The organism is Micromonospora sp. NPDC049497 (assembly GCF_044465805.1).
Taxonomy (GTDB): domain Bacteria; phylum Actinomycetota; class Actinomycetes; order Mycobacteriales; family Micromonosporaceae; genus Micromonospora.
Genome location: NZ_JBITMC010000001.1, coordinates 346,269 through 358,677, shown reverse-complemented (window position 1 = coordinate 358,677; position 12,409 = coordinate 346,269). Strand labels below are relative to the sequence as shown.

Here is a 12,409-nt window from a genome sequence, read left to right as displayed (position 1 = left end):
GAGCGGCCGTCCCCTCCCGGGGCCGGCCGCTCGTCGCATCCCGGCCCCTCCCCCTCCCCCCGCACCCACCCCCTTGATCATGAAGTCATTGCCCGCGACGTCCCGGGCGTGTCGAGGCGACAACTTCATGATCAACGAGCCTGGTGGCCGGGCAGCGGGGGGACGGGACGTGGGTGGGGCTGGAGGGTGGGGGTCGGGGTGGACTGAGGGTGCGGCCGTGCCAGAGGTAGGCGCCGGCGAGGAGGGCGGCCACGCCCACCGCCACGAGGAGCAGGCGGTAGTCGAGGACCCCCACCAGCAGCGCGCCGGCTCCGATGGAGAACGCCTGCGGGCCGCTCACCACGGCCTCGCCGGCCGCGGCCACCCGGCCGATCAGGCCCGGGGGCGTACGCCGCTGGATCAGCGTGTGCAGCCCGACCATGGTCAGCGGCAGGGACACCCCGGCCAGCAGCACCCCGGTGAAACCGAGCCACAGGGTCGGGTACGTCAGCGCGAGCGCGGCCGGCCCGAAGCACGCCACACCGGCGGCGAGCGTGCCCACCTCACCCGCCCGCCGGACCACGGCCGGCGAGACGAGCCCACCGACCAGGCCACCTATCCCCTGCACGGCCACGAGCACCCCGACGAACGCCGCGTCCCGGCGCAGTCCCTGGTCGACGTACGCGAAGATGAGCGACTCGCTGAAGCCCATCACCAGGGAGCCGAGGCCGTAGCCGACCAGCGCCCGGCGCAGGGCCGGCTCCCGGGACAGGTGCCGGATGCCGGCGCCCAGTTCGGCGGGCCAGCGCAGCTCCCGCCCGGACGGCGGCGTCTCGGTCACGCGCAGGGCGCCGACCACGGCGGCCGCGGCGAGGAAGCCCGCCATCCCCACCACCGCGAGCATCCACCCGCCCACGGCGGCGTACAGGCCGGCACCGGCCAGCGGCCCGACCAGCCGCAGGCCCTGCCGGACGGTCTGCAGCACGCCGTTGGCCTCGGCCAGCAGGTCGACGGGCACGAGCTGCCGGATGAGGCCGTTGAGCACCGCGCTGAGGGTGATGTACGACAGGCCGTACAGCGCCCCCACGGCGTAGATGATCCACACCTCGGACCGGTCGGAGACCAGGAACAGCGGCGTGAGCAGAACCGCGGTGACGATGTTGGCCGCCACGAAGAACGGGCGGCGGGGGTACCGGTCGACGAACCAGCCGACCAGCGGTGCCAGCGTCATCGGCGCGATGATCGCGAAGATGGTGGCGCCGGCCATCCCGTCCGATCCGGTCAGCTCCTTGACCCAGATGGCGAGGGCGAGCAGCAGGATCGACTCCGCGGTCATGCTCGCCACCAGTCCGCCGAAGAGCAGACGGAAGTCGGGGCGGCGCAGGACGGTGCGCATGGGTCCCTCCGTCGGGGGTGGTCGGCGCCGTCGCGGGCGCGGTGGGGGGAGGAGGCGCGGTCGGTACTGGTCACCGCCCCTTCCGCCTCCGCTTTTCTGCGAGACACGCCCTGCGCGGGAACCTCCTGCACGGGTCGCGCCGTCCATACTGACGGTGGGGGCCGAATTTCATACAGTTACCGTCGCGTCTGCGGCGGTCGACGGGAAAGAGGACATCGTGCCTCCTGCCTCACCGAGCCCGATCCTGCGGCGGCGCAGGCTCGGCGTCGAGTTGCGCCGGTTGCGCGAGGCGGCCGGCCTCACCGGGGACCAGGTCATCGAGCGGATCGGCTGGGCGTCCGCGTCCAAGCTGTCCCGCCTGGAGAACGGCCGCAGCCGTCCGGACCCGCAGGACGTCCGTGACCTGCTCGACCTCTACCGGGCCGACGGCACGCTGCGCGACGAGCTGCTGGGCATCACCCAGGAGGCCGGCGACATGCGCGGCTGGCTGAAGAACTTCCCGGTGATGACCCAGCAGCAGCGCGGCTTCGCCGAGCTGGAGGCGGGGTGCGCGGTGATCTCCGAGTACAACCCGGTTCTGGTGCCGGGCCTGCTCCAGACGGCCGAGTACGCGCGGATCCGGATCGCCTCGGTCCACGAGTTCGACGAGGGGACCGGCGACCCCGAGGCGGCCGGGGACATCGACACGGAGGTGCAGGCACGGCTGGCTCGCCAGACGCTGCTGAGCCGCGAGCCGCACGCGCCCCGCTACACCGCGGTGCTGGAGGAGGCTGCCCTGGGCGGCCGGACGGCGCCGCCGGAGGTGCTCCGCGAGCAGCTGGTGCAGCTCTGCGAGCTGGCGATGCTGCCGAACGTCACGCTCCACGTGCTGCCCCAGGACACCCGGATAGGCAGCTGGTACCTGCCGCCGACCGCGTTCTCGCTCTACCGGTTCGCCGATCCCCAGGATCCGGAGACGGTGGCGATCGAAGGTGGGTTCACCGACGTCATGTCGACGGAGGCAAACGCACTAAATGGCTATAAAGTGGTGTTCGAGTGGCTATGCACAGCGGCGCTCTCCGAATCGGACACCCTCTCCTGGCTGATCGAGGCCACGGGGCGGCTGCCCGACACGGCGGGCCCGTCCACAGTGGCGTACGGGGCGGCAACGGCGCCACCCCAACGCCGCCGGCACTCCGGACGGCTGACGGAACGGTGATCCACGGGGGACCCGTCGTCGGGTCGTGCCTCGTCACTCGTTCCATCGGTCCGTTCACATCTCAGGAGTGACACGATGAAGGACATCCGCAACACGCCGTCCGTTCTCGCGCAGTTGGCGGGCGCCCCGTGGCGTACCAGCACGCGCAGCCAGACCTCCAACTGCGTCGAGGTCGCCCCGCTCCGCGACAGCCCCGTGGCGGTGGCCATCCGGGACAGCAAGGACCGGGGCGGCCCGGTGCTGCTCTTCGACCGCGCCGGTTGGCTCGGCTTCCTCACCGGCACCAGGAACGGTGAGTTCGACCTCGACTGAACCGGGACACGGGCGGGGCCGTCGGCAGGTGCCGGCGGCCCCGTGGCATGTCCGCCACCGCCCTCCGGAGTGGGCGGTAGCGACACGCGCCGATGGCCGCTCCACCATGCCGACCAGGGGTCGCCTGATCGGTCGAGGCTCCGAACCGATAGTCGCGTTTCACTTGCTGGGATCGCTACTGGGCGTAACATGACGACAGAGTGACGTGGAACTTCCACCCGTTCCCGATCGTCGCGACACATCCGGAGACCCCCATGCGGTTCCTGATCGTTCGCACCGACGTCCGCGCCGCAGCCGACGTGGACATCGCCGCCGCCTGGGCCGGCGGCTGTCACCTCCGGGACGAGACCACCGCCCCCGAGCCGCGCCGCCAGGTCGTCCACGCCGAGGACCGGGACGCGGCACTGCACCTGGCCCGGGCCCTCGCCTCGGTCGGGGCGGTGCGCTCCGGCCGGCAACGGGTGAAGGTCCTCCCGCTCGACGCACCCCGCCACCGTTGGCGCGGCCTGACGGACGACCGCGGCAGCTGACCCGAGACGTCCGTCGTGGTCGGACCGGCTCCCCCGCCGCGTTCCTTGCCCCATCCGACCACGGCGGCCCGTGTTCCCGGTCCGTGACCGTCGCGGCAACGGCGGTCACGGACCGGGACGCACACCGCCTAGCCGTCGAGCCAGCGGTGGACGAGGAAGAGCGCGATCGAGGACGGTGGCGGCAGGATCAGCCGGTCGCCGCCGCCCACGGGCACCGTCCGCCCGGCCAGCGCCGCACCGATCTCGGTCCGGGAGAACCAGCGGGCGTACGCGATCTCGGCGGGATCGACGTGCACCGGGTGCTCCGGGTCGGCCGTGGCGAGGAAGCCCAGCATCAGCGAGCCGGGGAACGGCCACGCCTGGCTGCCCGCGTACGCGATGTCGGCGACCGGGACGCCGACCTCCTCGCGGACCTCGCGCAGGACGGCGGCCTCGGCCGACTCCCCCGGCTCGATGTACCCGGCGAGGCACGAGAAGCGCCGCTCCCCCGGCGTGCGCGGCCAGGTGGCGTTGTTGCCCAGCAGGCACCGCCCGTCCGGACCCCGGACGCCGTCGTGCACCAGCACGATCATGGCCGGGTCGGTACGCGGCCAGATCCGGTCCCCCTCCGGATCGACCCGGGACCAGCCGGCCTCGTCGACCTCCGTGCGCCGACCGGTGACCGAGGAGTAGACGTGCCGCCGATGCCAGTTCAGCAGCGCCAGGGCGGTGGTGAAGAGGCCGGCGTCCCGGTCGGCGAACAGGTGGCCGACCTCGCGCAGGTGCACCGCCCGGGTGCCCGGCAGCGCGGGCAGCGGGGCGTCCACCAAAAAGACCGGTACGCCGTCCGGCTCGACGCCGAGGAACATCGCCCCCGCGACGGCCGGCGCCGGCACGTCCTCCGGCTCCACCAGCACCAGCGTCGGCGGAGTGGTGTCGATGCGGGCCAGCGCCCGCCCGTCGTTGCCGGTGTCGACGACCAGTACCCGCGCCCTGCTCCATGCCTGCGCCAACCAGGCCGGATCGGTACGCCGGTGCGCCGCCCGGTCCAACGTCGTGCGGGCCAGCGGCGGCATGTCCTCCCCGCCGGTCACGCCGGCCGCCCGGGCGGGCACGCGTCGACCCCGTCGCCGGCGGTGCGCGCACCTGCCCGACGGTTCACGCCGACACCGGCTCGGTGACGACCGGGGTCAGCGCGGCGAGCTGCGGGCCGATCCGATCGGCGTCGCCCAGCACGACGGTGACCGCCCGGGCCGGCGCCAGGTAGCGGGCCCCCGCCTCTGCGACGTCCGCGGCGGTCGCCCTGGCCAGCCGTGCGGCGTGTTCGGCGAGGAAGTCCAGACGCAGGCCGTTGCCGGCGTACGCGCTGGTCAGCGAGGCGAGGCCGGCCTGGGTGGACATGCCGAGCTGGAGGGTGCCGAGGGCGTACTGGCGGGCCTGCTCCAGCTCGTCCTCCCTGGGCGGGAGCGAGGCCAGCCGGCCCAGCTCGTACGTGGTCTCCAGCAGCGCCGGGCCGGTGACCTCGGTGGCCACCTCGGCGGCGGCGACCAGCACCGAGCCCGCCACCGAGTGCTCGACCAGGGAGTGCGGCCCGTACGTGTAGCCCTTGTCCTCGCGGATGTTCTCCACCCAGCGGGAGGAGAAGTAGCCGCCGAAGATCAGGTTGGCCAGTTGCAGGGCGGCGTGGTCCGGGTGCGTACGCGGCACCGCGGGCAGCGCCACCCGCAGCGACGACTGGACCGACCCGGGCCGGTCCACCAGCAGCAGCGGGCCCGGCTCCAGCGGCGGCGCGGGCGGCAGGTCGGCGGTGTGCCCGGCGCCGTTCCAGCCGGACAGTGCCTTCTCGGCCGCGTCCAGCGCCCGTTCCGGCTGCACGTCACCCACCAGCACCAGCACCGCGTCGGCGGGGTGCACCCGCTGGGCGTGCAGCGTGCGCAGCACGCCCGGCCGGACCGCCCGGATCGCCTCGGGCTCCGGGGTCTGCACCGCGTACGGGTGCCTGCCGTAGATCCGCTTGAGCAGCGCGGTGCGGGCCAGGTGCGCCGGCTGGCTCCGCGCCACCTGGATGCGGTCGACCAGCCGGTCCCGCTCGGTGGCCACGTCGTCGGCCGGGTACGTCGCGCCGGTCAGCACCTCGCCGAGGATCTCCAGCATCCGGTCCAGCCCGGTGACCAGACCGGCGCCGGAGAGCATCAGCCGGTCCGGGTCGATGCCGGCGGACAGCCCGCCGCCGACCTTCTGCAACTCGGCCGCGATCTGCACGGCGGTCATCGACTCCGTGCCGGAGAGCAGGGTTTGTGCGAGCATCGCGCCCCGGGCCAGCGGGGCACGACCGAACGGCATCCACAGCCGCAGCTCGACCAGGGGTACCGCCGGCCGGCGTACGGCGATCACGGTGAGGCCGTTGCCGAGCGTGCGCTCGGCCTGCTTCGGCAGCTTGAGCCTGCGGGTGGGACCGAGCGGCGGCAGCGTGCGCGGCGCGGTCGGGACGGTTGCCGTCATCGAGCCCCCTTTCGTTCGCGACTTCCCGCTCACCGGCCACCTCCGGGGATGACCTCGATGGACGCGCGGCGCTCCGGCCGCAGGGTGGCGGCGGCGGCGCGTACCTGCTCGTCGGTGACCTCACCGACGAGCCGGGGCAGCTCGTTGAGCAGGCCCGGCTCGCCGCGCTGCTGCTCCAGGACGGCCATCCGCAGGGCCCGGCCGAGCACCGCGTCGGTGTCCCGCAGCAGGTGGGTCGCCATCCGGGCCTGGGTGCGGGCGAGTTCGCCCTCGGTGGGGCCGTCGGTGGCGAGCCGGTCCAACTCCTCGTCCATCGTGCGCAGCACCTTGTCGACGTCGCCGCCCGGGGGCAGGTGCGCCTGGAGCAGCAGGGCCGTGGGGTCCCGCACGTCGAACGGGTCGCCCATGAAGCCCAGGTACCCGCCCAGGCTGGTCACCGACCGGTCCCGCTGGACCAGCCGCTCGACCAACCGGGACGCGTCCCCGTCGGTCAGCACCTCGGCGAGCACCACGTACGGCAGGTAGCCGGCGAAGTCGGTGACCGGGTCGGGCACCCGCCAGGCCGAGGCGATCGCCGGCAGCGGGGCCAGCCGGTCGGTGTACGACGTGCGCCGTTCGGCGGCCAGGTCCGGCTCGGCGAAGCTCGGCCGCTCCGGGGCGGGGCGGGCCGGCACGTCGCCGAAGTGCCGTTCGACCAGCGCGGTCGCCTCGGCGACGTCGACGTCCCCGCTCACCGCGAGGACGGCGTTGCCGCTGGCGTAGTAGCGCCGGAAGAAGTCGGCGGCGTCGGCGACGGTGGCCGACTCCAGATCGTCGAACGAGCCGTATCCGTCGTGCGCGTTGGGGAACGTGTCGAACATGACCGGCGGAAGGGTCAGCCACGGGAACCCGCCGTACGGCCGGTTCAGCACGTTGACCCGGATCTCCTCCTTGACCACGTCGACCTGGTTGCGCAGGTTCTCCTCGGTCAGTCGGGGCCCGCGCATGCGGTCCGCCTCGAGGAACAGTGCGCGCTCCAGGGCGTTGCTCGGCAGGGTCTCGAAGTAGTCGGTGTAGTCGAGGTGGGTGGACCCGTTGAAGGTGCCCCCGGCGCCCTGTACGTGCCGGAAGTGGGCCAGCTTCTCCAGGTTCTCCGAGCCCTGGAACATGAGGTGCTCGAAGAGGTGGGCGAACCCGGTGCGTCCCTCCGGCTCGGAGCGGATGCCGACGTCGTAGACGACCGCCACCCCGATGACCGGGGCACTCCGGTCGGGCGTGAGGACCACCCGCAGGCCGTTGTCGAGGGTGAACCGCTCGACCGGATACTTCGTGGCTGGGATCTTGGCTCTCCGCGTCGGCACGGGATCGACCCTAGCGCGTCGGCACCTCCCGTACCCCCGACCTCCCGCCACCCGTCGCGGGCCCCCGCCCGAGGGTCGGGGCACGCCAACGCTGGGATCGATTGTCCCGCCATGCGGACGGGTCTTGACCGCGGCCGGACCCTGACCCAGTCTTCCTACCAACTAAGTAGGAATACTGCGGATTGGATGGACGATGAGACGCTCCCCCCTGCGTCGGCTGGTCTCCCTGGCCGCCGTCGCCGTCGTCGGCGTGGCGACCCTGGGCACCGCCGCCGCCTGCGGCGACGACAGCGAGAGCGCGGGCGGCGGGTCCGGCCCGGTCACCCTGCGCCTCGGTTACTTCCCCAACATCACGCACGCCCCCGCCGTGGTCGGCGTCGAGAGGGGCATCTTCGCCGAGAAGCTGGGCGTCGACGTCAAGCTGGAGACGACCACCTTCAACGCCGGCCCCTCGGCGATCGAGGCCGTCTTCTCCGGCGCGCTCGACGCGACGTACATCGGTCCCAACCCGACCATCAACGCGCACTCCAAGTCGAAGGGCCAGGCCGTCCGGGTCGTCTCCGGCGCCGCGTCCGGCGGCGTCGCCCTGGTGGTCAAGCCCGAGATCACCTCGTGGGAGCAGCTGCGCGGCAAGAAGATCGCCACGCCGCAGCTCGGCAACACCCAGGACGTGGCCATCCGCTACTGGCTCAAGGAGAAGGGCCTCAAGACCACCAAGGAGGGCGGCGGCGACGTCCAGATCGTCCCGCAGGAGAACTCCCAGACGGTGGAGACCTTCACCACCGGCGCCATCGACGGCGCCTGGGTGCCGGAGCCGTTCGTCTCCCGGCTGGTCAACGCCGGCGGCAAGGTGCTCGTCGACGAGCGGGACCTCTGGCCGGACAGGAAGTTCGTCATCACCAACCTGATCGTGAGCACGACGTTCCTGAAGGAGCACCCGGACGCCGTGCAGAAGCTGGTCGAGGGCCAGGTCGCGGCGAACGAGTTCGTCAACACCAAGCCGGACGAGGCGCACCAGGCCATCGCCGACCACATCGGGAAGATCACCGGCAAGCCGCTGGACCTCACGCTGATCAAGCAGGCGTGGCCGACGCTGGAGTTCACCAACGACCCGATCGCCTCCTCGCTCAAGGCCGGCCTCGACCACGCCGTGGCCGTCGAGCTGACCCAGCCGGTGGACCTGGGCGGCCTCTACGACCTGAGCCACCTCAACAAGGCCCTGAAGAACCAGGGCAAGCCCGAGGCCGTCCAACCATGACGTCGACCACGACTACGCCGCGCAGCGCGACCGCTCCGGTCGCGCTGCACGGCGTGACCAAGGTGTACGGGCACGGGGCGAACGCCGTCCTCGCCCTGGACGGGGTCTCCCTCGACGTCGCGCCGGGCGAGTTCGTCTGCCTCGTCGGCGCGTCCGGCTGCGGCAAGAGCACCCTGCTGAACCTCGTCGCCGGGCTGGACCGGCCGAGCGGCGGACGGATCGACCTGCCCGACGGCGTCAACCCGGGGCTGATGTTCCAGGAGCCGGCACTATTCCCGTGGCAGACCGTCGAGGGCAACGTCGAGGTGCCGCTGAAGCTGCGCGGCCTGCCCCGGGCGGCACGGCGGGAGCGGGTCGCCGAGCTGCTGCATACGGTGCACCTCGCCGACTTCGGCCGCAAGCGCCCGCACGAGCTGTCCGGCGGTATGCGGCAGCGCGTCGCGCTCGCCCGGACCCTCGCGCTGGACACCCCGGTGCTGCTGATGGACGAGCCGTTCGGCGCCCTCGACGCGATGACGCGCGACATCCTGCACGACGAGTTGGAACGGATCTGGACCGAGCGGAAGCTCACCGTGCTCTTCGTGACGCACAACGTCCGGGAGGCCGCCCGGCTGGCCGACCGGATCATCCTGCTCTCCAGCCGGCCCGGCCGGATCATCTACTCCACCCGGGTCGACGTGCCCCGGCCGCGCCGCATCGACTCCCCGGAGGTCTCCGCGATCGCCGCCGAGGTCACCGACCGGCTCCGTACGGAGGTGGGCCGCCATGGCCAGTGACACCCTCACGACCGCCCAGCGCAGCGACGCCGAAATCTCGGGGCTGGACGCGCTGGAGATCGCCGGACGGGACAAGGAGACCTCCCGTGCGGCACGGCTCTGGGCCGCCACCTGGCCGAAGGTCGCCGCGCTCGCGCTGGCCGTCGGCATCTGGCAGGTGGTGGCGTGGACCGGCTGGAAGGAACCCTGGGTCCTCCCGCCGCCGGGTCCGGTCCTCGCCGACCTCGGCGAGTACGTGCTGAGCCCGGCACTGTGGGACGGACTGGCCACCACCGGCCGGCGGGCGGCCCTCGGGTTCGCCGCCGCCCTGGTGATCGGGCTGGCCCTCGGCCTCGCGGTGGCCCGGGTACGGGTGCTGCGCGCGGCCCTCGGCTCCATGATCACCGCGTTGCAGACGATGCCGTCGATCGCGTGGTTCCCGCTGGCGATCCTGCTCTTCGGGCTCACCGAGCAGGCCATCTTCTTCGTGGTGGTGCTGGGGGCGGCACCGTCGATCGCCAACGGCGTCATCCACGGCGTGGACTACGTTCCGCCGCTGCTGCTGCGGGCCGGCCGCAACCTGGGCGCCCGCCGGTTGAACCTCTACCGGTACGTGATCGCGCCCGCCGCGCTGCCGGCGATCGTCGCCGGGCTCAAGCAGGGCTGGGCGTTCGCCTGGCGCAGCCTCATGGCGGGTGAGCTGCTGGTCGTCATCGCCACCCGCACGTCGATCGGTGCCCAGCTCACGTACGCGCGGGACTTCTCCGACGCGGAGCGGCTGATCGCCATCATGCTCGTGATCCTGGTGGTCGGTCTCGTGGTGGACGCCGCCTTCGGTGCCGCGGACCGGGCCATCCGGCGGCGCTGGGGCGTGCTGGACCCGGCCGGTCAGTGACGTGTACGTCTCCGCGCGCAGCGACTACGCGCTCCGGGCCATGCTCGCCGTCGCCGCCGGCGGCGGCGAGCTGGTCAAGGCCGCGTCCCTGGCCGACGTCCAGGACATACCGCTGAGCTTCCTCCAGGGCATCCTGGTGGACCTGCGTCGGGCCGGCCTGCTGCTCAGTCACCGCGGCACCGAGGGCGGGTACGCACTGGCCCGCCCCGCCGACGAGATCACCGTCGGGGACGTGCTCCGCGCCGTCGGCGGTTCGTTGACGACGGTACGGGGGCTGCCCGCCGAACGGGCCGGCTACCAGGGGGTGGCCACCGGGCTGCAGGACGTCTGGCTCGCGGTGCACGGGGCCATCGCCCTCGTGGTGGACCGGACCACGCTCGCCGACCTGCTGCGGGTGCCGCATCTCCCGCCGGTGGACGACCCGCTCCCGAGCTGACCGGGTCAGCCCGCGGTGCTGTCCGTCGGCCCGGCCGGGCTGTGCAGTTCGACCGGGCCGGCCGGCGCGGCCCCGTCCGGTGCCGCGTGCCACGGCGTGAAGACCGCGACCAGCGCGAGCAGTACGCCCGCTGCCGCCAACGCCACCACCAGCAACAGTTCCCGCACCGCCCCCGAGCCGGTGTCAGCCGTCATGGCCACTCCTCCCGCGCCGAGCGGGTCCGCCCGGCTCGTCCCCCAGAGGAGCCTGGACGACGTGATGGACGGGCACTGTCACGGATCGGACCGACGCCCGCTGATTCCCGACTCAGCGGCGTCCCGCAGGCGACGTGTCTCGCGACGAACCGAGCCGGTGGCAGCGTGCCAGGACGACGTGGCAGCGGAATGCGGGATACGAAACGCACGAGCGTGATGTCTGTCAGACATTTCTATGTCTGACAGACATCACGCTCTTCGAACATGCCGTGACCCGCCGGGCGACCGGACCCGGCGCGGCGACGGCTTTCAGCGGCTGACGGTGCTCAGCGGGCCTGGGGACGGCGGGGTCGGCGCGAACGCCCCGACGACGAGCGTCCCGACGGCCGGTGGGCGGCCCGGTTGCCGGCGGCGGGCGCTGCCGGCGGGGGCGGGGCGATCGTCACCGGCACGCCCGAGGGCTCCTGTGCCCCGGTCACCAGGGTCAGCGCCTCGTCGCCGGGGCGTACCTGGGTGGCCCGGGCCCGGATGCCGGCCGCGGCCATCAGCCGGGAGACGTCCCGGCGCTGCTCCGGCAGGACCAGGGTGACCACCGTGCCGGACTCGCCGGCCCGGGCGGTGCGTCCACCCCGGTGCAGGTAGTCCTTCGCCTCGGTCGGCGGGTCCACGTTGACCACCATGTCGAGCCCGTCGACGTGGATGCCCCGGGCCGCCACGTCGGTGGCGACCAGCGCGGTCACCTGCCCGTTGCGGAACTGCTCCAGGATCCGCGTCCGCTGCGGCTGCGACTTGCCGCCGTGCAGCGCGGCGGCGCGTACGCCCTTGGCGAGCAACTGGCGGGCGAGCCGGTCGGCGCGGTGCTTGGTGCCCATGAACATGATCGTGCGGCCCTCACGGGCGGCGATCCAGGTGAGCGCGGCCGGCTTGTCCGCCGCGTCGACGTGCAGCACGTGGTGGGTCATCGCGGTGACCGTGGCGGTGCCCGGGTCCACCGAGTGGGTCACCGGGTTGGTCAGGAAGCGACGGACCAGCTTGTCCACGCCGCCGTCCAGGGTGGCCGAGAACAGCATGCGCTGACCGTCCGGTGCGACCTGCTCCAGCAGCTTGGTGACCTGCGGGAGGAAGCCCATGTCGGCCATCTGGTCGGCCTCGTCGAGCACGGTGATCGACACCTGGTCGAGGCGTGCGGCGCCACGGTTGATCAGGTCGTGCAGCCGCCCCGGGGTGGCTACGACCACCTCGGCGCCGGCGCGCAGCTCGTCGGCCTGCCGGTTGAGCGAGAGACCGCCGACCACGGTCGCGCAGCGCACGCCGACCGCCCGTGCGTACGGGGCGAGGGCCGTGGTGACCTGCTGGGCCAGCTCGCGGGTCGGCACCAGCACGAGGGCCAGCGGCCGACCGGGCCGGGCACGCCGGCCGGCGATGCGGGACAGGGTGGGGAGGCCGAACGCCAGGGTCTTGCCGGAGCCGGTACGGCCACGGCCGAGCACGTCCCGGCCGGCGAGCGAGTCCGGCAGCGTGGCCGACTGGATCGGGAACGGCTCGATGATGCCCTGCACCGTCAGCTCGGCGAGAAGCGCCGGAGCCAGGCCGGTGTGGGCGAAGGACGGGGTGACGGTGGTCATGCAAAAGCCT

At 73.1% G+C, this 12,409-nt stretch carries 13 protein-coding genes; 7 read left to right on the top strand and 6 right to left on the bottom strand.

What is annotated here, in order from left to right; genetic code table 11:
• Window positions 1–85 precede the first annotated feature (85 nt).
• Entirely contained in the window at window positions 86–1,522 is a 1,437-nt protein-coding gene (locus ACIBR0_RS01675) for an MFS transporter (protein ID WP_396712125.1), read from the bottom strand.
• A gap of 70 nt (window positions 1,523–1,592) precedes the next feature.
• Between ACIBR0_RS01675 and ACIBR0_RS01670 the strand changes: the two genes are divergently transcribed.
• The 3 genes from ACIBR0_RS01670 (at window position 1,593) to ACIBR0_RS01660 (ending at window position 3,415) form a co-directional block, all read left to right on the top strand.
• A complete protein-coding gene (locus tag ACIBR0_RS01670; protein ID WP_396712124.1) occupies window positions 1,593–2,573 on the top strand; it encodes a helix-turn-helix domain-containing protein in 981 nt (326 codons plus the stop codon).
• A gap of 75 nt (window positions 2,574–2,648) precedes the next feature.
• A complete protein-coding gene (locus tag ACIBR0_RS01665; RefSeq protein WP_396712122.1) occupies window positions 2,649–2,885 on the top strand; it encodes a DUF397 domain-containing protein in 237 nt (78 codons plus the stop codon).
• 254 nt (window positions 2,886–3,139) lie between these two features.
• The gene (locus tag ACIBR0_RS01660; RefSeq protein ID WP_396712121.1) at window positions 3,140–3,415 is read left to right on the top strand and encodes a hypothetical protein; all 276 of its coding nucleotides are present in this window, start codon (window positions 3,140–3,142) and stop codon (window positions 3,413–3,415) included.
• Window positions 3,416–3,543: 128 nt separating this feature from the next.
• On the opposite strand, the gene nudC is transcribed toward ACIBR0_RS01660, so the two are convergent.
• From nudC to ACIBR0_RS01645, 3 genes are all read right to left on the bottom strand, one after another.
• Complete coding sequence (gene nudC / locus ACIBR0_RS01655; RefSeq protein ID WP_396712439.1) at window positions 3,544–4,470, bottom strand: NAD(+) diphosphatase; 927 nt, start codon at window positions 4,468–4,470, stop codon at window positions 3,544–3,546.
• 82 nt (window positions 4,471–4,552) lie between these two features.
• Window positions 4,553–5,896, bottom strand: a complete 1,344-nt coding sequence (locus ACIBR0_RS01650; RefSeq protein ID WP_396712119.1) for a M16 family metallopeptidase — start codon at window positions 5,894–5,896, stop codon at window positions 4,553–4,555.
• A gap of 29 nt (window positions 5,897–5,925) precedes the next feature.
• Complete coding sequence (locus tag ACIBR0_RS01645; RefSeq protein ID WP_396712117.1) at window positions 5,926–7,236, bottom strand: M16 family metallopeptidase; 1,311 nt, start codon at window positions 7,234–7,236, stop codon at window positions 5,926–5,928.
• Window positions 7,237–7,429: 193 nt separating this feature from the next.
• Here ACIBR0_RS01645 and ACIBR0_RS01640 point away from each other — a divergent pair, with 193 nt between their 5' ends.
• Genes ACIBR0_RS01640 through ACIBR0_RS01625 form a run of 4 tightly spaced genes read left to right on the top strand, consistent with a single transcriptional unit; the run spans window position 7,430 to window position 10,580 of the window.
• The gene (locus ACIBR0_RS01640) at window positions 7,430–8,494 is read left to right on the top strand and encodes an ABC transporter substrate-binding protein (RefSeq protein WP_396712116.1); all 1,065 of its coding nucleotides are present in this window, start codon (window positions 7,430–7,432) and stop codon (window positions 8,492–8,494) included.
• A complete protein-coding gene (locus ACIBR0_RS01635; RefSeq protein ID WP_396712114.1) occupies window positions 8,491–9,270 on the top strand; it encodes an ABC transporter ATP-binding protein in 780 nt (259 codons plus the stop codon). The genes ACIBR0_RS01640 and ACIBR0_RS01635 overlap by 4 nt, the downstream gene beginning before the upstream one ends.
• Window positions 9,260–10,144 (top strand): ABC transporter permease, encoded by an 885-nt coding sequence (locus tag ACIBR0_RS01630; RefSeq protein WP_396712112.1) that lies wholly within the window; start codon window positions 9,260–9,262, stop codon window positions 10,142–10,144. Before ACIBR0_RS01635 ends, ACIBR0_RS01630 begins: the two co-directional genes overlap by 11 nt.
• Before the next feature lies 1 nt (window position 10,145).
• A complete protein-coding gene (locus ACIBR0_RS01625) occupies window positions 10,146–10,580 on the top strand; it encodes an RrF2 family transcriptional regulator (protein WP_396712110.1) in 435 nt (144 codons plus the stop codon).
• A gap of 5 nt (window positions 10,581–10,585) precedes the next feature.
• Here ACIBR0_RS01625 and ACIBR0_RS01620 read toward each other — a convergent pair whose 3' ends face one another.
• Together ACIBR0_RS01620 and ACIBR0_RS01615 are read right to left on the bottom strand one after the other, a co-directional pair.
• Window positions 10,586–10,774 carry a hypothetical protein gene (locus ACIBR0_RS01620; RefSeq protein ID WP_396712108.1) on the bottom strand — a complete coding sequence of 63 codons (189 nt, stop codon included), beginning with the start codon at window positions 10,772–10,774 and terminating at the stop codon, window positions 10,586–10,588.
• A gap of 326 nt (window positions 10,775–11,100) precedes the next feature.
• Window positions 11,101–12,399 (bottom strand): DEAD/DEAH box helicase, encoded by a 1,299-nt coding sequence (locus ACIBR0_RS01615; RefSeq protein ID WP_396712106.1) that lies wholly within the window; start codon window positions 12,397–12,399, stop codon window positions 11,101–11,103.
• Window positions 12,400–12,409: the final 10 nt, after the last annotated feature.